Raw genomic sequence first — 23,729 nt, forward strand, 5'->3', positions numbered from 1 at the left:
TTTTTTTATATAGAAAGATTGACTTTTGTTATATAAATGGCATTTAACTTAGTAGCACGTCTATTCAAAAATAGCAAAATAGCAATCTACAATAAAAATCAGACAAACCTTCGTTAAAGCCTATGACTTCCCTATCGGCATTAACTTTACCGGATCACACCCAGTTACCAGACTCAGACGGTACATTCGTGAAAAATCTTCAGGAGCATCCGCAAAGTATTTTAATCACAGATTCAATTAAACCTATTTTAGAGAAACTTCATCCTGACGGTCAATATTGTATTGGACAAGATTCTGGTATCTACTGGCGATTGACAGATCCTCCTGAGAAAGGGGCTGAAGCACCAGACTGGTTTTATGTACCCAATGTACCACCGACACTTAACGGTAAAATGCGCCGTTCTTATGTGTTGTGGAAAGAGTATGTTGCGCCCTTGATTGTGATTGAATTTGTCTCTGGAGATGGTTCAGAAGAACGAGATAACACACCGCCATCTCAAGGTGAAGGTGGAAATGTTGGTAAGTTTTGGGTTTATGAGCAGGCAATTCGAGTGCCTTATTATGGAATTTATGAAGTAGCAAAAGCTCAAGTAGAAGTTTACCACCTACTCGATAATACTTATCAACTGATGCAACCCAATGAACGAGGACATTACCCAATTGCTCCTATGGGCGTAGAGTTAGGAATCTGGCAAGGATTTTATCAAAATGCAGAGTTACCTTGGTTGCGGTGGTGGGATATACAAGGAAATTTACTGCTAACAGGTGAGGAACGTGCTGTGGTTGAGCGACAAAACGCTGAAACTGAACGACAAAAGCGGCTCTTAATTACAGAGAAGTTACGATCGCTTTCTGCTGAACAACTCAATGCTTTAGGAATTGATCCAGAAATGTTAGATTAGGAAATACTCTCATCTACTAATATTACATCTTCATATATTTCTGGCATCGCACAACGAAAATCAACGCTAGCTAAATGCACTTCTCCCCCTTGTTCATAAGGGTAAAGTACCCACTGTCCTTGTTCGTTGCGACGGAAGCATTCTACACTCATTCTATCTGGTGAAATTAGCACATATTCTTGTAATGATTCTAAGTGTCGATAACTAGCAAATTTCTTTCCTCTGTCATAACCTTCGGTTGATTCAGAAAGGACTTCAATAATTAAGGAAGGATAGCACTTAAAATATTCAAATTCTTTATCTCGTGGATCGCAAGTCACCATTACATCGGGATAAAAATAGCGATTTATAGCCTCGATTTGTGCTTTCATATCTAACATATAAACACGGCAACCACTACCCCGGAGATGGTTTCGCAGTAACATAGATACATTCATGCTAACTGTGACATGAGCATCACTCGCCCCTGCCATTGCGTAGACTTGCCCATCAATATACTCGTGTTTGATTTCACTTACTTTCTCGCCTTCTAAATATTCTTCTGGGGAGATATAGTACTCACTTTGGCTAATGACCATTTTAGTACCTTACTAGTTTTATCAAACATTTTAACCCATACGACACAAATCTAATGAGCAACAGCGCCACCACTTGGCTTCACCTTTTTGAGGAATAAAATAGCAATTCCACTAACTAACAAAGCAATGCCAATAAAGTAGAAACAATCGTTAAAAGCCATCACAAATGCTTCCCGGCGGACTATATTAGATATAGATGCGATCGCTTGATTTTGGGCTGTACTTAAATCTGCTCCGCGACTGACAAAATACTGTGTCATTTGGTCAATTCGCTGTTGAGTTTCTGGATTATATAAAGATACTCCATCACCCAATCTATTCGAGTGAAATTGCTCTCTATTTGCTAATAAAGTTGCTAAAGAAGCAATTCCAATAGAACCGCCTAGATTCCGCATCATATTAAATAAACCACTTGCTGAACCTGCTTCTTTCGGACTCAAACCAGCAGTAGCAATAGAACTAAGCGGCACCATAATTAGGGGTTGTCCCATTGCGCGCACAAATTGCGACCAGCGTAGTTGATCTAACCCTGTTTCATTAGTCATTCCAGAGTTCATAAATGCACTGATGGAAAACAAAGTCACACCAAAAGCTACCATGAAACGCACGTCAATGCGTTGCATCAATTTTGGTATGAAGGGAATAATAAATAGTTGGGGAATACCGGCCCAAATTAATACTTCACCAATTTGCAGAGCATTGTATTGTTGAATTTGAGCGAGATACAACGGTAAAATATAAATTGAACCATACAATCCTACTCCCAAAGACACATTAACAATACTGGCTAAACCAAAGTTACGTCTAGATAAAAGCCGTAAATTAATGAATGGTTGTTTACGAGTTAATTCTATAAAGAAAAATATCGCCAAAAAAATTGCCGCAATTACACTTAAGCGCACAATCAACGCTGAACCAAACCAATCTTTGCGGCTACCTTCTTCTAAAACAACTTGTAGGGAACCTAAGCCAATAGCCATCGCAATAATTCCCCACCAATCACCTTGTTTGAGTAAATTAATTTGGGGTTTTTCTTGCTTAATTCCGTACCAAACACCAGCTAGCATTAATGCTCCTGGAATTACATTTATATAAAAGTTGTATTCCCAACCAAAATTTTCAGTTAACCAACCTCCCAATGTCGGGCCAATTGAGGGTGCAAAAACTGCACTAAACCCAAATGCAGCCAGTCCAACTGATTGTTTTGATTGAGGTAAAGTTGTTAAGACAACTGTCATAGCAGTGGGAATTAAAACTCCTCCGCTAAAGCCTTGCAAGGCGCGAAAGAAAATCATGGAATTAAGATCCCATGCCCAAGCACAGCATATAGAAAAGAAGATAAATAGTGCAGTATTTACTAACAGATAACGTTGCAGAGAAAATACTCGTGACAACCATCCTGTTAGAGGAATTACCACAATTTCTGCGACGAGATAGGCGGTAGAAATCCAAGAACCTTCTTCGAGAGTTGCTCCTAAACTTGCTTGAATGTCTTGCAGCGAAGCATTAGTTATTTGAATATCCAATACTGCCATAAATGCACCAAGCATACTGGCTAATACGCCAATCCAAGTTTTTAGCGGTACACGCTCTGGTGGTAAAGCAGGATTTTGCCCTTGCTGACGAATTACACCTGTATTAGCCATAAGTTTGTTCCAGTCTCAAGGTGAAGTAGCAAAAAACTTTATTATTGAATTTTATACTAATATGTTCTTTGCCTATGCGTGAGCTTGAATCAGCAACACTAAAAATAAAAAATAATTACTATAGCAAGCCTTGCTCGCATAAATATTAAATTTAAATGTGGCTATTTCTCTTAACCTTCTGGAGCCGTTATAATGCCTTTTCGCTCATAAATTGGACGCATTATTTTCCTTAAAGCAGGTAACTGTCTGCTAAAAATAATTGACCCTAAAATACAAGCTATCCCATCAATCATTAAAGTGTTAGGAGCGCCAATACGACTTGCTAAAAAACCTCCTAATAAATTACCCACGGGAATCATTCCCAAAAATGACATTGTGTATAAGCTCATCAATCGCCCGCGTTTATCGTCTTCAACAATGGTTTGTAAAAATGTGTTGCTAGCAGCAATCTGAAGAATTGTTCCTAAGCCAACAAATAACATTGTAAATAAAGAGAGTGGTAAAAATCTAGATAAAGAAAAGGCAATTAGACCAGTTCCTAAAATTGCTGGAGCTAAAGCAATTAATTTCCCAATTCCTAAGATTGTTTGGCGCGTAGCTAGATAAATACCACCAGTTAAGGCTCCAACTCCAGATGCCGCCATCAAAAACCCTAAACTTTCTGCACCACCTTTAAGAACTTGTTCGGCAATAACGGGGACGAGAATAGTGTTTTGCAGTCCCATCAGGCTGACTAAAGCTGATAGCAACAAGATAGATCGAATGGGTGAGAAGCTAAAGGCATATACAAATCCCTCTTTGACTTTTTGTAAGGGATTACCATCAGTTTCCGAATTTTTCCAAGGTTTAACTTTCATCGCCAATAAACCGGCGATTACAGCAACGTAGCTCAAACCATCAATCAAAAAACAATAGCCAGTTCCAACGCCAGCAATTAATAAACCCGCGATCGCAGGGCCAATTAATCTAGCACCGTTGAACATCGTAGAGTTGATGGCGATCGCATTGGCTAAATCTTCTCTGCGTTCAACTAATTCTGGCACAAAAGCTTGACGGGCTGGCGCATCTAAGGCGTTAATAAATCCTTGAAACAAGCTCAAGGCGATGATGTGCCATACCTCAATCACTCCAGTTAACGCCAGCGCTGCTAATGTTAACGATTGAATCATCGCCAAGACTTGCGTACCAATTAAGGTGCGATACCGAGAAAAGCGATCTACAAATACTCCACCAAAGGGAGCTAAAAAAAAGTTAGGAATTTGACTAGAAAATCCCACAACTCCCAGCATGAATGGGGATTTTGTCAAGTCATAAACTAGCCAAATTGTGGCAAGTTGCGTCATCCATGTCCCAATTAGGGAAATACCTTGCCCAGCAAAAAACAGTTGGTAGTTTCTTGACCTTAATGCAGGTAGTAGAGGTTTTTTCATCTCAGGCTTGTTTTATACCAATCTGCTTTCATAGATATCATTTCACCTTATCTCTACACGCCTCTCTTTAGATGTAAGAGAATGTCATAGGTAGAAGGAGGTTTTTCATCTGTTTTCAGCCGATTTGGTATTACTTGACTTCCACCGCAACTTCCGCAGACATCCCCGGAGTAATCCGCGATTCGTATCCTTGAATGCTCTTTTGGTCGAAAACTATTTTAACGGGAATGCGTTGGACGACTTTGGTAAAGTTACCTGTAGCATTATCCGGTGGCAATAAGGCAAACTGAGCGCCGGAAGCTGGCGAAATACTGTCAACACGACCAATAAAGTTGTGATGAGGGAAACTATCCAGCTTGATCTCTACTGGCTCCCCTGGGCGCATCTTTTCTAATTGGGTTTCTTTGAAGTTCGCAACTACCCAATAGCTGTTATCCACGATCGCCATTAATGGTGTTCCTGCTGCGACGCGGTTGCCAACTTCCACATTTTTCCTACCTACCCGTCCAGCACTGGGGGCGGTAACATTTACATAAGATAGTTGCAATTGTGCGTCTTTGAGCGATGCTTCTGATTGGGCGATCGCTGCTTTTGCCGCTTCGTATTGACTACGCTTAACTGTGGTATCTTGTCCGCCTGCGGTCGCTTGTTGCAATCCTCCCTTAGATGCTGCCAATTTAGCTTGGGCATTGGTGACATTTTCTTGCGCTTGTGCTAATTGAGACTGGGCTTTAGCGACACCAACTTTGGCGGAGGCTAACTGGGCTTGCGCTTGTTGTACTCCTTGAATCGCAGCGTTTTTCTGTGCTTTAGCTACATCATAAGCGGCTTTCGCTGTGTCTAGTTGCTGACGAGGAATCGCACCTGTTTTATACAATTCGTTGTAACGATTGTAATCTGCTTGGGCTTTTTCCAAATTCGCATTTGTTTGCGCTACCTGCGCTTGGGCTGCGGGAATCCCAGCTTGAGCTTCTTGCACTGCTGCTTGAGCGGCAGGAATCCCAGCTTGGGCTTCTTGTACTGCTGCTTGGGCTGTAGAAATTGCTGCTACTGCACCACTGACATCTCCTTGTGCTTGAGTTGTCTTACCAGTGGTGGTTTGTGAACTTAAGGCAATATTTGCTTGAGCCGCTTGCGCTTGACCGCGAGCATTTTCGAGGGCGGCTTGTGCCTGTTGTACCTTACTTTCATAGTCCCGTGGATCTAACTTCACCAACAATTGTCCCGGTTGCACCAGTTGGTTGTCATTCACCAGCACTTCACTTACAGTTCCAGGAATGCGGCTACTAACTTGGTGAATATTTCCCGCAACGGTGGCGTTGTCTGTTTCTTGGTGGGTGGAGGCGTATTGCCAGTAGTGATAACCAAAAGTACCTGCGGCGATCGCACCCACGCCTAATCCTGCCAAAATTAAACCAGTCGGTCTTTTCCGCTTCGGTTTCGCTGGAACTTCTTTCTCTGTCTCAGGAGTTACAACAGGTGCTTCTGCTGTTGCGGATGTCTCTGTAGTAACAGTTTCTAAACTCTCTAAATCGGGAATCACTTCTTTTTCTAAAACTGGGGTTTTGTGTCCGTTGCGTCCGTTTAAAGTATTAGCACCCATGATTCTTACCTCGTTTGCCCGTTCAATAACTTGATTAATAGTCGTTTATTTAGAATGCGTAGTTTTCCCTGAAAAAAATCCTTATTCCTTAGTATGCGTAATATTATCTCAAAACATATCTTTACACTGCCTCCCCCGGTCGGGTGATTATAAAATCATCTTTAAGACAGGTTAGCGATCGCTCGATTCAAGATTTGGGAAAACAGTTCTCGATCGGCAAAAGAAATACCATCCATTGCTTCATCACGCACGGCTGCGGCGATTGGCGGTAAAACAGCTTCTAATTCCTTTCCTGCATCCGTGAGCCAGATTCGCCAGATGCGCCGATCTTGAGTGTCGCGTTCGCGACGCACTAAACCGCGTTCTTCCATCCGATCTAGTACGCCTGTTAAAGTTCCTCCCACTTGTTTGAGTTTGTCCCCAATACTAGAAGTAGGTAAACCATCTTCTTGCCAAAGACAGCATAACACTAACCAGTGAAATGGCGTCAGTCCAAAAGGTTCTAGCTTCTCAGTAAACTTGCGACTCAGCAGTTGTGAGACTAATTTGATTCTGTAGCCCAAATTATATGGTGCCAGATTTTGCTGCCACGACTCTAAGGTTGGAGAGTGATTAGATGTAGAAACCATTTAGCAAAATACTTAGTGTACGTACTATATCATAACTAAATTAATTTCTTTTAGCAATAGTTGCTTTACATCTATCTTAGGGAAGAACTTAAGTCAACTGGTACTCTTTTACTGTACCAAGAATGCGGTAAAACCGAGGTAATTTAGGGGACTGGTCAGCATAGATCCAAGCATAGCTCAAAACTGGTATTTGCGAAATAGAGGCTACTTGTTGGATATGAATGGGAAGATATAGGACTCATATTTGATTGCGTGAAAAAAACTCAGTACACCTTTATTCCTTCTTGCCAGTCCCCGGCTTAATCCAGACTAGTTCGGCTTTCATAACCTTTCGTTCCGGGCAAAAAACAGAGCGTTGCTAGAATTATTGGCTTGATAAATGACCGCTCAGTACTTGAAGATTGTACAATCAGAAAAATTCAAAAAAGCTTTTGATTTTCCTAATTAACATAATTTATTCAGACATAGACGCGTGCAATGCTAATTTCACTATTACAAAAATTTTTAACAACACCTATTACTCAAAAAAGCCGACATCAATCTAGATTGACTGTTATTTTTTGGTACAGTCTCAGTCTAACTTTTGCTGTTGGTTATATTTTGATGGGGCTGCGACAAGCTTTCACCAGCAAATATATAGTGAGCGACGATGCACGGGAATATATTTCTTGGGTCTATCGTTACTTGAACCCAGATTTATTTCCTGGGGATTTAATTGCTGATTATTTTCAATCGGTGACACCAATTGGGTATGGTATTATTTATAAAATAATTGCAGCTTTAAATATAGATCCAATTTTATTTGGCAAAATTTTTCCATTAGTACTGGGACTAATTACAACTAGCTATTGTTTTGTAGTTTGTATGGAGATATTACCAGTACCAATGGCAGGGTTTATCGCCTCTTTACTTTTAAATCAAAGCCTTTGCCTTCATGATGACCTATTTTCTGCTACACCTAGAGATTTTATTTATCCCCTGGTTTTAGCTTTTATATATTATTTAATCCGGTCTTCGGTATTAGGTATATTAATTGTATTTGCGCTTCAATGTTTAATATACCCTATTATAGGTTTTATCAATTTATTAATTTTACTTTTGAGACTATTTCGCTGGCAGAATGGGCAGATAGCTATTTCTCATAACCGAAAAGATTTTATTTTATTTGTAGCAGCCACTATAACTGCTGGCATTCTAATTTTACCTTATACTATTCAATCATCACAATTTGGCCCGACAATTACTGCTGCTGTTGCGAGAACTATGCCAGAGTACTGGGATGGAGGAAGATTCAGGTATTTTACTCATAATATTATTAGTTATTGGTTTGATGGTAGAGATAGCGGTTTTTTTGCTTTAATTGCACCTCCTCAACTATTATTTGGTTTATTCTTACCAATTATCCTGAAATTCCAGTCTCACTTTCTTCTAACCAAACAAGTAAAGGATGAAGTCAAACTATTACTACAGGTAGTAATAGCTAGTTTAATCATGTTTTTTACTGCCCATGCCTTAGCTTTTAAACTGCACTGGCCTAGCCGCTATACCCATCATACTTTTAAGATAGTACTTGCTCTTGCAGCAGCAATCTTTATTACCTTAATTTTAGATGCTGCATTGCGATGGTCGAGACAAAATGGCAGACAAATTTTAATCTTAGGAACTATTACTATCCTTGGTGCAGGACTCGTTTTGTACCCTAGTAGCTTAAAAGTTTTTCCTAAAACTCCTTATTTAGAAGGTCAAGCCCCAACATTATATAATTTTTTGCAAAAGCAACCGCAAAACATTGTCATAGCCTCTACTTCCCAAGAAGCAGATAACATACCCATCTTTGCTCAAAGAACAATTTTGGTGGGTAAAGAATATGCATTACCGATCCATACAAAATATTACGCTCAATTTCGCCAGCGGATGATTGACCTGATTAATGCCCAATATACTGATGATATTAATCAGATTAAAGACTTTATTCAAAAATACCACATAACTTTTTGGTTATTAGAACGTTCTGCATTCCTTCCAGAATATATAACTAAAAACACTTGGCTACAACAATATCAGCCAGCCGCACAACAAGCGAACGCAAATTTACAGAAGACTTTACCTGTTTTAGCAACATTAATTAACTCTTGTGCAGTTTTTGAGACTGATAATTTAGTCCTTCTGAAAACAGAATGTATCAAAGCAGTAGCGAAAACTTGAATATAATGTCTTAGGGAAGAACTTGAATCAACTGGTACTCTTTGACAGCGCCGATAATGTGGTGAGGTCGAGATAATTCAGAAGACTGGTTAGCATAGATCCAAGCATAGCTCAAAGCTGGTACTTGGGAAATAGAGACTACTGGTTGAGGACGAGTAGGAAGATAGAAATTAAGTAATACTTTTGTTTTAGCGTCCATCTCCACATAGTACGTAGGATGAGATTGGAGAATTGAAGCGATCGCACTTTGTTGTAAAAAAGTTTTTAAACCAGAGTTATAATCACTTAACAGACCGATGCTACCTATCGCCGCCAAAGCCAGCCAACAGGGAATTAACCAACCTGCAATCCAATAACGCGCTGTGAGAAACTTTTTATCAAAGTGGTAACGAGCAATCCACACCACAGGTAAAATTAACCAACCCAAGCCCATAGCCAAGCCAATACTTGCATACTTGCGGATATCAGAACTACCCCAGCTAAAAATGCCAATACTCGCTATAACAAGTAAAACACCTAATCCACCCAAGCCATAACTGAGGTTTCGGGGAAGATGATTTCTGGCAAAAAGGTTCAATATCTTTTTTTTACTTTTTTGAAGAGGTGATTGTAGGGGAATTCCTATTTGATAAATATTGCCTAACCAACTTAAACCCACAGATGCCAACAAAGCGATAAACGGATAAAGGCAAAGACTATAGTGAGATAAACGAGTGCTAAAAATACTAATTTCTACAAATAAAACAAGTGGAAAGCCAACTAATATTAACTGGTAACGAGGAATGGGACAACGGAGAGTTAAATACAAACCTACAAGTCCGAAAAAAGCCCAAGGAAATGCGTTTACAGGAATATTCCAGACATAGAATAGTAGCCCATTATGTTTCCGCTCTTCAGAACTTAGTTGTACAACAAACTTGAGTAACTCTTCAAAGCTACTATTTCCGTAGTGCAGCCAGCTTAACCACAGCCAAACACAGGTAGGTATTAAACCTACGAAAAAACCTAAATATAAACTTGGGTTAGTAAGATGACGATGACGGCGATGTTCCCAAATTAAATAAGGTAATAAAGCTATAATTGGCAAAAAAATCATAAAGCTTCTAACTAAGAAGCCTAAACCTAAACTTAAACCAGTTATAAAACTCCACCAGTAGCGATATTTGGGATATAATTCCGTTTTGATTAAAGACAAAATAGCTAAAAGCACCAAGAGAACCATCGGTACATCAGGTGTACTTAAGCGAGAGTATTGTAGCCAGAGAAATTCTACGCTTAAAATTGCAGCAGCCAGCCAACCTAATTTTTTGCCTAGCATAATTTTGCCAATTTCATACACAAGCCACAAGCTAAAAATGCCAGCAATCATACTAGGAAGACGCGCACTAGTATCACTGATACCAAACAGCTTGTAGAAACTGGCAATTAACCAATAAGGGCCAGGAGTTTTATGATGTGCTGTTTCCCAAGGAGCTATCCAATTACCAGAATCAAACATCAGACGCGCACGCGATGCATAAAGCGCTTCATCATGTGCCATCAAGCTATTATGTCCAGAAGTAAATAGTAATAAAGGCAGTATCCAAACTAACAAACTAAAATAGGGTAATGATGCGACTAGGCGGATTTGTCGCCAAATATGCTGCAAGAAGTGTAGTTTATATAACATTGAATTGATAAAAATTGAATACTGCTATTTAGGTATTTTGCTGTTATTAAAATATGTTACATAGTGTTTGTGAAAAAGTATCTGAAATTGCCGCAAATTTCGGAAACAGTACTCCAAAACAGAGATTTATGCAGTTAAGACCGAATCAGCGCCTGAAATTAGATGACACAGACGATAAACTGTTCTACACCTATCCTCGCTTCGTCACCCATGTCGATGAAGGATTTATTCAACAGCTAACGGATTTATACCGCGATCGCCTCAAACCCAACACCCGCATTTTTGATATGATGAGCAGTTGGGTGTCTCATCTACCAGAAGAAATGCAGTTTGACCATGTGGAGGGACACGGACTCAACGCTGAGGAATTAGCACGAAATCCCCGTTTAAATCACTACTTTGTGCAAAATCTTAACGAAAATCCCCAGCTACCTTTACCAGATGAAGATTTTGATGCTGTTCTCAATTGCGTATCTGTGCAATATGTGCAATATCCAGAAGCAGTATTTTCCGAGATTTACCGTATTCTAAAACCCGGTGGTGTTGCAATTATCAGCTTTTCTAACCGGATGTTTTTTGAAAAGGCGATTCAAGCTTGGCGGGAGGCTTCAGAAGGACAGCGAGTCGAATTAGTCAAAGCTTACTTCGCGTCAGTTCCAGGATTTACAACCGCAGAAGTGATAGCTCATAAATCAACATTACCGAATATTTTACAGTGGTTGGGTGCAGCTGGAGGAGATCCGTTTTATGCCGTCATAGCTTACCGCAGTTAAGCCAAATATTCACTAGTGCAAGAGGGTTTGTAGTAAACACTTTAGTGCTTAAAAAATAAGGACTAAAGTCCTTACTACGAACTTATTTACCTGCTCAAAATTAAAATGCTTTTGTATATAGATAATTTCTGTAGATGAATTATTGGTTAATGAAATCAGAACCAGAAGCCTATAGCATTGCTGACCTTCAACAGCAGAAAGAGACTATCTGGGACGGCGTTCGCAATTATCAAGCTCGCAACTTATTGCGCCTTATGGATGAAGGAGACTTAGCTTTTTTCTATCACTCCGGCACGAATACTCCCGGTATCGCCGGGTTAATGCGTGTAGTGAAAAAAGATATTGCTGACCCGACCCAGTTTGAGCCAGAAAGTAAATACTACGACCCGAAATCGAGTTCCGAATCACCTCGCTGGCAAACAGTTGTAGTAGAATTCGTTGAAACTTTTTCTAACCCCATCTTGCTATCAATACTCAAAGAGAAGTTTAGCGCCGAAGAATTAATGTTGGTGAAACAAGGAAATCGGTTATCAGTGATACCCGTCCCTGAAGCAGTGGCTTTGAAGATTCTAGCGATGAAAACCTCCTAGTGGTCTATCGCATTAATTTTGCAGGGTTGGATAAATCTTTGAAAGTTTAGCTCTTAGTCTTCTGTACGAAAACCCCAATTTATGCAAGCCTTTCTCCAAATGTTTACCAAATATGATACTTCCAGTCCATCTTCCTTATAGGTCTGGGTGAATCTGATAGATTGCAATCTTAAAAACAATTAGTATTGCTATTGAAGATTACAAATGCTCTTAGACGTTTCAAAAGTTAATATAATCAAAACATAATTCTTGTAGTTATATTTTAGAAACAAGCTGTATTGCCTTGATTTTGTAGATTAATTCTTATAAAATTTGAATTAAATAGATTAAGCATTGACGGTTTAGTTCTACTAATAAACGAAATTCATGGCAATCAATACCTTCGCCAATTTACGACTATTGGCCTAGATCAAACCTAAGATTTTACACGCTTGTTTTTTGCCTTATAGCAAAAACAAGCGTGTAAAATCCTGTGTGGTTTTTGTATAAGGAATTTATAGTATCGTGTCCGTTTGGACTAGGGCTTTACGTTTTGCCTAACAGTCAACCACGGTCTGGCGTTGGACTATTTCGCCAAAAGCTAGACGACCTCTATTTTTTGCGAAGGTATTGATAGCGATAAAACTCAATTTATCAAAGGAGAATACTCGTGTCTTATCTCACAAAGCTAAGTCAGTCACCACGTTTAATAACTCTTGTTGCTTGTAGTGCGATGTTGGCTACAATTCCCATTGATGCTGCTTTTGCAAGGCCAACCTCTCCTAGTACTTATCAAAATTCTTGTCGGAACATTCGTGTTTCTGGAGATATTTTAACAGCAAGCTGTCGTAGAATAAATGGCACATTCAACCTAACATCAATTCGGATTCGGGGAATCGAGAATATTGATGGGAAATTGAGGTATACTGGTAGATCCACAGCCCCTAGCACTTATCAAAATTCTTGTCCGAGCATTGGTGTTGCTGGAGCCACCCTATCAGCAAGTTGTCGTAGAATAAATGGCACATTCAACCCAACATCAATTCGGATTCGGGGAATCGAGAATATTAATGGAGTCTTGAAGTATTCATAGGTAGCAAGTAGGATGCAATTAGAGACAGCTTTGCTGCCCGAACCTTTTGAGTAAATGAACTATTCCACCTGAATTTTAAAATCAGGTTGGGTAATTCACGTGCAGCAAACACTACGTGCTACGTAAAGCTGTAACAGGATTTAGCTAACTAGCTCTTAGAGCCGGAAGAAAACCGGTGTCGATCCCCACTAATAGCTCCGACCTCAATGACAAGGCTGCTATTCCGACTCATGCAATTCTGAAGCTGAGGTTATATTTAGTAGCTTATGGTCGTAGTTTACGCCCATTGCACAGGATCTAATTGATAGTAACGTTGTAGTTGCTCATAAAGTGCCGGATGCCTAGACAGCAATTGGTGCGGTTTTTCAAAGAATGTCTCAGTTGCTACGGCGAAAAATTCTGCGGGATTTGTTGCGCCATAGCTATCCATTACCGTCTTTGCACCTTGTAGAACATCATTGCAAAGTTGCTGATATGCTTCTGTCATCACCTTTGCCCAAATAGTATAGTCTGAGTTGTTTTTCAGTATCGGAACTCCTTCAGCTTTACCATCTTCTTGATCTAATTGATGGGCGAATTCATGAAGCACAACATTACGTCCATCTCTCCAGTTATTAATGTCTTGTTTCACCTGTTCCCAAGACACTACTACTTGGTCATTTGTCCACGATTCACCCAGTCTTGCCACACGCTTTTCCTCAACAACATATTTTCCGACGGAATTCGTTTCCTGAACAAAATAAGCGTTGGGATACACCAGAATTGAACGAAGTCTAGGGAAGTACTGCCCACGTTCATTTAATAGAAGTAAACAAGCGATCGCAGCAAGAGTCAGTTTCATTTCTTCCGTTATCTGTAATCCTCTACAGCCAATAAATTGCTTTTCTGCTAAGAATACTTGAATATGTCCCTGAAGTCGTCTGAGTTCATCGGGAGAGAGACACAAATAAATAGGAAGATTATTTTCAATAATGGCATTCCATAGTGGAGGAAAAGGACGATGTTTGAGACGGTTTCTTCGTCTTTTAACTAGAACGGGATTGACTAAAATACCAATCAAAATCATCCCAATGATGATAAATACAACTATTGTTTGAATCATTGACTTTGAGCAATTTACATATTTAATTCCCTAGTAAGCAGAAAGTTTAGAATAATTGTTATTGTTGTGCCTCACTGACTACCGCTATTGAATCAGAATTATGCAAGATTGAACCTTGGCAGAAAGGCTGTTTTGAAGTCCTTGCTCAACTTTGACAATCAATTTATCAAAAGCCTCTTGATTTGCTGTCAGTTGTTCTTGAAGAACTTTCTCTAACTCCGGCTTTATTTGCTCGCATATATCCTCAATTTTTTTGTCGCTCAAAAAATTAGAACGAATCCAACTAGGTACATCTACATTTGTCTTAATTACTTCTTGAACACCCTTACGATTTAGCTCCATTCCTGCTGCCATCAACGAAGCCCCATATACTAGTGCAATCGGCCAGGTTAAATGCCCAGTTAGGATGAGAGTAATGATGCTAGCCACAGCGCCTCCACCAATTACTATATTGACAATAAATGCTACTGTCTCAGCCAGAATAGCATCTCCAATTTGTAATTCTGGGTTAACAAAAGTTGGGTCAATACTATCCTGGAACCTTAAGCTGCTTCTAGGTATCTGAAATTTTCGACAGATTGGATCGGTTTGTGCGGCTAAATCGGGTTGGATTTTATTGCTAAACCAAGAAGCGCATTGATGATTAATTATCTGCACGGCGCGATCGCTTTTGAGCCACTGTTCTGCCCGACCGATCAAAGCTGTTTCCAAATCGGCTAAAGTCCGTATTTTGTTTTTTTGCCAATCTTTTAAACTTGGTTTAACTGCGTTGACAATCAAGCCATCCGCCAAAGGCTTAGTTAGTGATTCGATTAACTCTGGAATATGTCTTTCAATCAAACCTTTAAGCTTGTTCGAGGTAAATAGTTGGTTGACTTCTTGCTTAAAAGCAGCAGCACGCAGATCCCATCGTCCTACTCTTGCTAAACCCATTGCAATGCACCGTTCCGGCTCTGGATCGGGGCGAAGCAGGGTTTCTGGTTCGGGAAACATTTCCTGACAAAGAACGTGCGTAAACTTCATACGAGATGCACCGCCAGTCATCAACACAAGTTTCGGTACGATTCCAAGTTTTTCCAGCTTTTCTTTCGCCTTGGTTAAAGAGTCACGAAATGATTTAATCCAACTACGATGCTCTAATTCAGGTAAGGGTTGGTTTAAGATTTCCTCCATCAGCAATTTATTGACTTGGGGAATAAAATAAATCTGTTCGTTGATCGACTCGAACCCACGCGCAAAGGATTCAGGATCGCTGTATAACTGTTCATTAGAAAAGTAATCTTCTTTAGCTTTGCGACAAGCAAGTTCACAACGAGCTTGGTGATGCGGATATTCCTGAAATACTTTTTCGAGTAATACTTTTTGTTCGTGGTTGGCGAGAGTCCGGGCAAAAATAGCTTTGTCAATTAGGGATGCACCTAAAGTATTACTCCCGAAATCTATCGGGATTTCTTCTAAGCTTTTAACCAGAGTAAAATCTGTGGTTGAAGAACCAATATCGACAATTAGCACCGATGCAACAAGTTTGTCATACTCCAGTTTCCCGGCTTCCTTAGCTTGCATGAAAGCAGCCCGCGATTCGGGTACAACATTTAGTTTGGGAATGCCAGCTTCTTGAAGTAGCTTTTGGTATTCGGTGCGATCGCTAACTGTCCATCCTGAAGGGCAACCAATGTAAAAATAGCTACTTTCTCCACCCGCAAGTTGGTTGCTTTCTTTCAAAAGTCGGTAGTAGGTTGCTACAAAAGTACTAATTGTTTCCCGATATTTGGGATCGTTGTGGGGTTTTTGCTTGAAAGAGATTGTCAGTTGGGTAACACCAGCTTGAATTAATGCTTGTTCGCCGACCAGATAACCGAGTTTGGGATGCCAACCAAGGGCTGTAATTTGGTTTTTTTTGTTATTAATCTCCAGCATCTGGGGGGGTTCGATGCTTTCCACGATCGCTTTAGCTATAGCCGTTTCACCGTGTCCCAAATCAAAACCGATTGTTTCTAAAATTTCCATACCCTTATTGTCTATTATTCTCTAGCAGAGGAATATGCTGGTTCAATTACCCTACCGCGCCTAATCAAGCGATCGCCTTTTAACAAAGCCGGCGTTAGAGTCACGTGTTCTTTGGTATCGGGGTCAATACTTGGCTCAAAGTCAAAATATTCGCGATCGCTATTCGATCGGTAAATTTGAGCGTTAATTCCCTGAGACATTAAAATCTGTGGCAGAAGTTTCGCCAGTTCATAAGCCATTTGGGGTTTATCAAGTTTGGATGCGCCCATTAGTCTTTGGAGAAAATTCAATAACTCTGGCAGTTCTTCTATTGCTAAGTCGCCTTCATGTTTATTTGATTCTTCTACTCTAGCCACTGCTAGGTCAATAGTGTTGAGAGCATCGCCAAGATGATCTAGAAATACTTTGCTATCAACCCGAAGAATCGGTTGAGGTAATTCCAATACTTCTTCAGATATAGAATTATTTTGCTGGTTGTTTGATTCGAGTTGAAGTACAATTTCTAGTCCGATAAGTAGAGAAGTTAATAAGATAGCCATCCACGCACCTGGAGTAGTTTTAGTTAAAGAAAACAACGAACCTAAGATGCCTATATAAATTAGTCCCTTTAGCAGTTTCAGGATTAATCTGCTGCTAAACAACTTTGTCCCTATATTAGTAATTTGCCTTTGTTCTGTTGGAGCAACTTGAAGATAGTTAGCCGCAGCCAGAGTGGCGATGGACTGCCGCAGCGTATCCAAGAAAAAGGAAGCCAGACGAACTTGAGCTAAATTAAGCTTTTCAATGTAAATTCTTTCGAGATTATCGAGTCGGTTTTGTACCAGTTTAACTATTTGCTCAATACCAATTGTGTTATCAATATCTGTCTGAAGTTGGTTGCGTTCTTCGCTAAAAAGTGAAGTAATTGTTTTCATTGCATTGATTAAGACTTTAACGTTATTAATTAGAAGTGAAATGAACACTCGTTTTTTTCATTTCACCCGGTAATCAGATAATGACGAAATAATTCATAATTATTAATTATGAATTAGGTTGATTGCAAATTACCCCATCAAAAGGAGGAGCAGAATGTTTATCTGCGTCATTGCAGACTACGGTACAGGAGATCCGGCATTTACTGAAGTCACACAACGTCTGCTGATGACTTTTCCCGATGCTCAAATTCATTTGCTTTCGGTTCCAGCATTCAGTACCTTAGCAACGGGATTCTGGATTGCCCAACTCGGACTCAACCCTGGCCCTAGCGATCGCCTAATTTATCACAACTGTGCCCCTCGTCAGGACGATCCTGAAGCTCGTCGAGATAATGAAGGTGAAGGGCTAACTTATGCCCTTCTATCCAATGGTGTAAAAGTCGTGGGTGTGAATGCAGGCTACACCCTCTCCTTTATTAAAGACCATACAAAGGAGTTGCGAGTCGTCAACGTTTCCCGTGGTGGTTCGCAGTTTCGCTCGCGGGATGTATTTCCTCCGGCTGCGGCTGCGGTTATGAATGAAGATTTTAGCATTCTGGGAGATAGCCTCAAGAGCGAGCAAATTCCAGATGTTCCACCAGATCGCATTGCCTGGATTGATGGCTACGGCAACATTAAAACAACTATTGGGGCCCATACAGTTAACTTGGAGCCTCAAAGCAAGATTGCGATCCGAATTGGAGATGTGGTCAGCGATGCAGTGTATTCTGATGGCAGTTTTAAGGTGTCTGAAGGAACTTTAGCCTTTGCTCCTGGTAGTTCTGGTTGGTCAAGAGGCGATTCAGGAGAACCATTGCGCTTTTTAGAGCTATTTTTGCGAGGAGGGAGTGCTTGGGAACGCTTTGGTCGTCCCCGTGTGAATCAGCAAGTAACTCGAATTGTCTGAAATCGGGTAATTGGCTTGTGTTACTGTCAGTAGACCGAAAATTTTTCCAGAACCCTTACCAGCCGTTGATTAGAGTTTAGAAACACAATTTGCCGGAATCCTGTTAGAGTCTGCTTTTCAAGGAACGAGTGTTGTTGGTGGTTTAAGGGTGCAGTACAAGTATAGGCGCAGTTCGTCGTAGACATCGCTCGCGATCGTCAACAGCGAAACCTCGTCTGAAACCCTGATTCTTTCGTCAACTTACAAAACTTTTCGATCTACTGACATTTAGTCTTAGCGTCAGTCATAACGTGTTATTATTTGCTTCGAGATTCCTAGCTGTTTGTTCTGATAAAATACAGTGCTTGTTTTTGTTATCCCACTCAAAAGTGCACAAGTTTCCAATTCTTGGGAGCGTGTTACACAATTATTTGAAAGATGTATTAAATCAGTTTGCAATCAAACCTCACCTAACTTTCACGTTATTGTTGTTTGTAACGAAAAGCCCAAAATAGAATTCACTCATCCTCATATTACATACATTACAGTTAATTTTCCACTTCCAAACGAGCCTACCCCTGTAGCCAAAGGAGACACAGATAAAGGGCGTAAAATCTTAAAAGGATTGATGTATGCACGTCAATTTTATCCCACTCACACTATGACAGTTGATGCTGACGATTGTGTTAGTGGAAATTTAGCCAAATTTGTTCAACAACACCCTGATTCTAATGGATGGTTTATAAATAAAGGTTATAAATATCAAGAAGGCAGTGATTACATATATATCAAGAGAAGCAATTTTTATAAAATGTGCGGTACTTGTAACATTATTCGATATGATTTGAATAATTTGCCAGAAACCGCAGAATATAATCGCGGCTACGGATACTATAAATATTATATAGACCACGCTCAAGTCAGAGATATTTTAAAGAGCAAAGCAAAAGCCATTAAATCATTACCATTTCCAGGTGCAGTTTATATTTTGGCAACAGGAGAAAATCTTTTTAACAATTCAACAAGATTAAGATTTAGTATTTTTAATCGGAAATTGTTAAATCAATCATTGAAAGATGAATTTGGATTATACAAATTACAGCAATCCAAAGAGATTTATCAACTATCGGAATTTTAAATTGTTTTTAGAAAAATCTCATAAATGGTCTTCTATGGTGTGTTAGCGAAGTGTAACGCACCAAAAGCTTGAAATTGTGCCGTAGTGGCATGGCAAGGCTAAAATGACGTGAATTCGATGAACCTCTCCCGGACAACCTCCCTCCTCCCACGGGGAAAGGGAGAAGCAACGAGAAATTAGGGTTTTGGCTTTCCTCTCCGTGTCCAAGAGGGGTTGGGGGAGAGGTCAAAAAAGGGCTTGTCGAACTCACGTTAAGAGGCTGCGCCAACGCTTAAAGCAAATACTCAAGTGTCGGGAACCTCCGCAACGCACTGGCCCCTACGTGTATTTTATAAATCAAATATTAGTCCTATATAATGGAGTCTTTTGCGAGGCTGATAGGCTACAGTGCCACTATGCCAAAATTTAAATCAAAATCTCAGCAATCTAAAAAATCGAAAAAGCAGGCTAAAAAGGAAACTTCTACCCTTAGTCTCAAAGAACAGTTAGCCCAAAAGCGCAAATCTGCTCAAGTACGTAAAGAACTCACTAGCTTACTCACCACCGCCATTTTTGGCGGTGTCTTCGTTGGCATTCTACTTTTTTTCGTAGCTGGAATTAAAGCAGCAGTCCCTGGCGTGTTAGGGATAATAGTCATGTCCCTTTCCTACAAATATCCGCGCCAAGCTCTATATGCCTTCATCATTTACATACCTGTGGGAGGTACTGTCACCTACTACTTGGGCAATAGTCCCATACTCCAATTAGCTAAAGATGCCTTTTACGTTCCAGCGCTAATTGGACTTTGGCAGACTTGCCGTAGACAGGGGCTACCCTTAATTATTCCCAAAGGCATTAAAATCCCACTTTATATTGTTTTGGCTTGCAGTTTGCTAACACTGTTGTTTGTTAATGGTGGACAGCAATTTAACCCGCCTAGTGCAGGACTATTAGAAAAAGCACCCCCAGAAATACCATTAGGTATGGGAATTTTGGGACTAAAAGTATTTTTAGGCTATGTCCCTTTGATTGGTTGTGCCTACTATCTAATTCGCGATAAGCGGGATTTTCTATTTTTATTGCGCCTCCAAATTGTCCTTACACTGATTTGCTGCGCGCTGGGATTTATTCAATATTTTTTACTACTAACTGGTGTCTGTCAGGGTACTAGAGGTCTGGAAGGAGATGCTTTATTTAGAGCAACACTCGAAGCCCGATGTTATTTTGGTGGAGCGCTAGTATATAGTCCCGAAGAAGGAGTTATTCGTCTACCAGGGACATTTGTAGCTCCTTGGCAATGGGCATGGTTTTTAATTTCTAGCACCTTTTTTACCTTTGCCACCGGCTTCACCGATCCCTCACCAATATGGCGGATTATCGGTTTAGCTTCTATAGCGGGAGTCTTTATCGATGCTGTAATCTCTGGACAGAGAATAGCCTTAGCTTTAGTACCAATCTGCTTCGGGATTTTGCTATTGCTTACCGGACAACTTGGCAATCTGAAACGATTTATCCCCATAGGCGTGGGACTTGCCTTCATTCTGGGAATTGCGATGGTGAGTAACCCTGCTGTCGTACAAGAGAGAACCGAGAGTTTTATCAGTCGTTGGAACGCTTCACCACCTCAAGATTTTATCATCCAGCAATTTGAAGAAAATTGGAAAAACGTAGACGGGCCATTGGGAAGCGGCTTAGGACGAGCCACAAACTCTGCTCGTGTGATGGGTCAAACTAAGCTTGTGGAAACCTACTACCCCAAAGTACTTTATGAAGTGGGAATTTTTGGATTACTATCGTTTCTGGGTTTGGTAACAACTTTAACAGTTCTGGGCTTTAAAACCTATCGCTCTATAAAGAACCGTAATTTCCGTAGTTCCGGAGCAGCTTTATGGGTGTTTATATTGTTTATTAGCACCAACACTTACTACTATCCTCTGGATGTCGATCCTGTTGCAGCTTATTATTGGTTTTTTGCAGGAGTTCTTTTTAAGTTACCAGAACTGGAGAAACAAGATAAGGAAGAAGCCAACCCCGATCAAAAAAAGAAGAAAAAACGTCTAAAAACAATTTAAATGAAATAAAAATGGCCAAAGATATGATTGGAGGTCAAAAATACCTCAGTATTTCAAACCTACCTCGAAATTCTCGCCATACACTTATTTTTCGATGATACTTATTGATGGGTAAGTAATTTCGTAGTCAGGGAGAGGAATGAAAGTGAGGTTTTCCAAAATCCGTGAAAATACAGTATGTAAATTAAAGCAATAGCCACTTACTGAATTTCATGAAAATTAATTTCTACAAGGCTATTATATAGGTAGTAAAATTACTTAATAAAATTTATGAATAATTGGCCATTAGTTACTGTAGTTATTGCAACCTACGGACGAGAAGAAGCGCTACGCGATAGCATTGTGGATGTCTTAAAACAGGATTATCCAAATTTTGAAGTTTTAATTGTAGACCAAACTCCAAAACACCAACCAGAAATTCAAGCCTACCTAGAAGAGATGGCAAAGGCAGGTAAAATTAAATGGTTGCGCTTAGATTGGGCAAGTTTGCCAGGGGCGCGGAATTATGCCATCCGGCGGTCATCTGGTGAAATAATATTGTTTATTGATGATGATGTTCAGTTAACCCCTGGATTGTTAGCAGCCCATGCGAAAAATTACGTACAAAACCCAGAGGTGGGGGCTGTAGCCGGTCGAGTCTTTGACAAAATGAAATTAGGTGATTCTGGAGGAAATTTACAGATTGAATATCTGCCTCCCGAAGCTATGGACCCAGGAATTGCTTGGTATCATATTGATTTAGTACATACTATCAAACCCCAACAAGTACTGACAGCGAGGGGCTGTAATATGTCATTTCGCGGCGAAATTTTTACTAAGTATGGATTGAGGTTTGATGAGAGGTTTGGCGGGAGTGCAGTGCGCGAAGAGTCAGATTTTTGTTTGCGGTTGCGACAAACTGGGTATAAGATTTGGTACGACCCAGAAGCCCATTTGGTGCATTTAGGCGAAGAAACAGGGGGTTGTCACGATATTAGTATGCGATCGCTAAAATATCAACTCACCTTCTACCACAACCATTTTTTACTGGGGCTGAAAAACCTGACTGCAACTCAAGCTTTGCGTTTATATGGTCGTTTATTTGACTGTCATGTTCTGGGACGCCCACCTTGTCACAAAAGCGGTTCCCCCATCAAAATTGCCACTCGCGCTATTTTCTACACTTTGGGTTTTTTCAAAGCCTTGGGTACTGTCATTCAATCACTTTGGAACGATGGTCAAATTTACAGTCGATTGGATGAACAAGTTTAGTTATTAGTCATTTATCATTGGTCATTAGTGAATAACAAAGAATAAATGAAAAATGAGAATTTTAGTTGCTAGTCATACTTATATCGTAGACCTCAACTGTGAAAAATTACGCGCTTTATCTCAACTAGAACAGGACATTGAAGTGACAGTTGTAGTCCCAAAGCGCTGGAAACCAGGCGGTGTACAAAACAAAATTATTGAAACTAAATACCGTGATGAAGGCAGATTTAAAATAGTTCCAGTTTCTAATTTTAGTCAAAATCATCAGGGACTTCTTACTTTTGGCGCTGATTTGATATATTTATTAAAACAATTCCGCCCGCAAATCATCCAAGTTGAACAAGGTTCTAGAGCCTTGGCTTATACTCAAATGATTGTCTTAAATCAGCTACTAGGACTCAATTCTAAAAATATATTTTTTACCTGGTGGAATCTTCCTTACCAACTAAAACTACCAATTTCTTTATTAGAGAAATATAACCTCAAGCACAGCCACGGTATTATTTCTGGCAATCAAGATGGAGCAGAAATTTTGCGGCAACGAGGATATACAGGTGCAATTAAAGTCATGCCACAACTGGGTGTAGATGAAAATTTATTTACTTCCAAAGTTCAACCAGAATTAGCAGCTAAATTGGGCATCGAAAAAGAAGATTTTATAGTAGGTTTTGTAGGTCGCTTTGTGCAAGAAAAGGGTTTGTTAACGCTTTTGCAAGCTTTAACTACTTTGAAAAATAAACCTTGGAAATTACTATTATTAGGACGAGGAGAGTTGCAAAGTGAATTAATGAAAATTGCGGCAGAAAACAATATTAAAGAAAGATTAATTTTGATAGAAAGTGTTCCCCATCATGAGGTTGCAAGTTATATCAATTTAATGAGTACTTTAGTATTACCTTCAGAAACAACTTACAAGTTTAAAACCTTAACTTCTGCTGGCTGGAAAGAGCAATTTGGTCATGTCCTAATTGAAGCAATGGCTTGCCAAGTTCCTGTGATTGGTTCCGATTCTGGAGAAATTCCCTATGTAATTGGTGATGCTGGCTTAGTATTTCCTGAAGGTGATATTCAAGCTCTTGCTAATTGCTTAGTTCAATTAATGGATAAACCAGATTTTGCTCATACTCTCGGTGAAATGGGTTATCAAAAAGCAATGATTCAATATACAAATAAAGCTTTGGCTAAACAGCAATTAGAGTTTTATAAAAAGTTAGTCATTAGTCATTAGTCATTGGTCATTAGTG

19 protein-coding genes are annotated in these 23,729 nt (G+C 39.9%); 10 read left to right on the plus strand and 9 right to left on the minus strand.

Going from position 1 to position 23,729, the window contains the following annotated elements:
• Positions 1-122 precede the first annotated feature (122 nt).
• Entirely contained in the window at positions 123-902 is a 780-nt protein-coding gene (locus RM368_RS03135) for a Uma2 family endonuclease (protein WP_322692697.1), read from the plus strand.
• Here RM368_RS03135 and RM368_RS03140 read toward each other — a convergent pair.
• The 5 genes from RM368_RS03140 to RM368_RS03160 form a co-directional block, all read right to left on the minus strand.
• Positions 899-1,480 carry a Uma2 family endonuclease gene (locus RM368_RS03140; RefSeq protein ID WP_322692698.1) on the minus strand — a complete coding sequence of 194 codons (582 nt, stop codon included), beginning with the start codon at positions 1,478-1,480 and terminating at the stop codon, positions 899-901. The genes RM368_RS03135 and RM368_RS03140 overlap by 4 nt on opposite strands.
• Before the next feature lie 50 nt (positions 1,481-1,530).
• Positions 1,531-3,126, minus strand: a complete 1,596-nt coding sequence (locus RM368_RS03145; RefSeq protein ID WP_322692699.1) for a DHA2 family efflux MFS transporter permease subunit — start codon at positions 3,124-3,126, stop codon at positions 1,531-1,533.
• Positions 3,127-3,296: 170 nt separating this feature from the next.
• On the minus strand, positions 3,297-4,556 hold the full coding sequence (locus RM368_RS03150; protein WP_322692700.1) for an MFS transporter: 1,260 nt from the start codon (positions 4,554-4,556) through the stop codon (positions 3,297-3,299).
• 130 nt (positions 4,557-4,686) lie between these two features.
• Complete coding sequence (locus RM368_RS03155; RefSeq protein WP_322692701.1) at positions 4,687-6,159, minus strand: HlyD family secretion protein; 1,473 nt, start codon at positions 6,157-6,159, stop codon at positions 4,687-4,689.
• 161 nt (positions 6,160-6,320) lie between these two features.
• Complete coding sequence (locus RM368_RS03160; RefSeq protein ID WP_322692702.1) at positions 6,321-6,788, minus strand: MarR family transcriptional regulator; 468 nt, start codon at positions 6,786-6,788, stop codon at positions 6,321-6,323.
• A 477-nt stretch (positions 6,789-7,265) separates the two neighbouring features.
• On the opposite strand from RM368_RS03160, the gene RM368_RS03165 reads away from it, so the two are divergent.
• Positions 7,266-8,993 carry a hypothetical protein gene (locus RM368_RS03165; protein ID WP_322692703.1) on the plus strand — a complete coding sequence of 576 codons (1,728 nt, stop codon included), beginning with the start codon at positions 7,266-7,268 and terminating at the stop codon, positions 8,991-8,993.
• A 10-nt stretch (positions 8,994-9,003) separates the two neighbouring features.
• On the opposite strand, the gene RM368_RS03170 is transcribed toward RM368_RS03165, so the two are convergent.
• The gene (locus RM368_RS03170) at positions 9,004-10,662 is read right to left on the minus strand and encodes a glycosyltransferase family 39 protein (RefSeq protein ID WP_322692704.1); all 1,659 of its coding nucleotides are present in this window, start codon (positions 10,660-10,662) and stop codon (positions 9,004-9,006) included.
• Positions 10,663-10,790: 128 nt separating this feature from the next.
• On the opposite strand from RM368_RS03170, the gene RM368_RS03175 reads away from it, so the two are divergent.
• The 3 genes from RM368_RS03175 to RM368_RS03185 all read left to right on the plus strand — a co-directional run bounded on the left by RM368_RS03175 (position 10,791) and on the right by RM368_RS03185 (position 13,097).
• Entirely contained in the window at positions 10,791-11,435 is a 645-nt protein-coding gene (locus RM368_RS03175; RefSeq protein ID WP_322692705.1) for a class I SAM-dependent methyltransferase, read from the plus strand.
• Positions 11,436-11,569: 134 nt separating this feature from the next.
• The gene (locus RM368_RS03180) at positions 11,570-12,025 is read left to right on the plus strand and encodes an EVE domain-containing protein (protein WP_322692706.1); all 456 of its coding nucleotides are present in this window, start codon (positions 11,570-11,572) and stop codon (positions 12,023-12,025) included.
• Positions 12,026-12,674: 649 nt separating this feature from the next.
• Positions 12,675-13,097 carry a CVNH domain-containing protein gene (locus RM368_RS03185; RefSeq protein ID WP_322692707.1) on the plus strand — a complete coding sequence of 141 codons (423 nt, stop codon included), beginning with the start codon at positions 12,675-12,677 and terminating at the stop codon, positions 13,095-13,097.
• A 277-nt stretch (positions 13,098-13,374) separates the two neighbouring features.
• Here the strand turns inward: RM368_RS03185 and RM368_RS03190 are convergent, their stop codons facing one another.
• The 3 genes from RM368_RS03190 to RM368_RS03200 form a co-directional block, all read right to left on the minus strand.
• A complete protein-coding gene (locus RM368_RS03190) occupies positions 13,375-14,199 on the minus strand; it encodes a M90 family metallopeptidase (protein ID WP_322692708.1) in 825 nt (274 codons plus the stop codon).
• 84 nt (positions 14,200-14,283) lie between these two features.
• On the minus strand, positions 14,284-16,206 hold the full coding sequence (locus RM368_RS03195) for an Hsp70 family protein (RefSeq protein ID WP_322692709.1): 1,923 nt from the start codon (positions 16,204-16,206) through the stop codon (positions 14,284-14,286).
• A 14-nt stretch (positions 16,207-16,220) separates the two neighbouring features.
• Positions 16,221-17,120, minus strand: coding sequence for a hypothetical protein (locus RM368_RS03200; protein ID WP_322692710.1), 900 nt, complete (start codon positions 17,118-17,120; stop codon positions 16,221-16,223).
• Between the two features lie 154 nt (positions 17,121-17,274).
• On the opposite strand from RM368_RS03200, the gene RM368_RS03205 reads away from it, so the two are divergent.
• From RM368_RS03205 to hpsO, 5 genes are all read left to right on the plus strand, one after another.
• A complete protein-coding gene (locus tag RM368_RS03205; RefSeq protein ID WP_322692711.1) occupies positions 17,275-18,066 on the plus strand; it encodes a hypothetical protein in 792 nt (263 codons plus the stop codon).
• 340 nt (positions 18,067-18,406) lie between these two features.
• Entirely contained in the window at positions 18,407-19,183 is a 777-nt protein-coding gene (locus RM368_RS03210) for a glycosyltransferase family A protein (protein WP_322692712.1), read from the plus strand.
• A 395-nt stretch (positions 19,184-19,578) separates the two neighbouring features.
• Complete coding sequence (hpsL, locus tag RM368_RS03215; protein WP_322692713.1) at positions 19,579-21,234, plus strand: hormogonium polysaccharide biosynthesis protein HpsL; 1,656 nt, start codon at positions 19,579-19,581, stop codon at positions 21,232-21,234.
• Positions 21,235-21,504: 270 nt separating this feature from the next.
• Entirely contained in the window at positions 21,505-22,485 is a 981-nt protein-coding gene (gene hpsN / locus RM368_RS03220; RefSeq protein WP_322692714.1) for a hormogonium polysaccharide biosynthesis glycosyltransferase HpsN, read from the plus strand.
• Positions 22,486-22,537: 52 nt separating this feature from the next.
• A complete protein-coding gene (gene hpsO / locus RM368_RS03225) occupies positions 22,538-23,713 on the plus strand; it encodes a hormogonium polysaccharide biosynthesis glycosyltransferase HpsO (RefSeq protein ID WP_322692715.1) in 1,176 nt (391 codons plus the stop codon).
• Positions 23,714-23,729 lie beyond the last annotated feature (16 nt).

The organism is Nostoc sp. DedSLP03 (genome assembly GCF_034530815.1).
In the GTDB taxonomy this organism is placed as follows: Bacteria; Cyanobacteriota; Cyanobacteriia; order Cyanobacteriales; family Nostocaceae; genus Nostoc.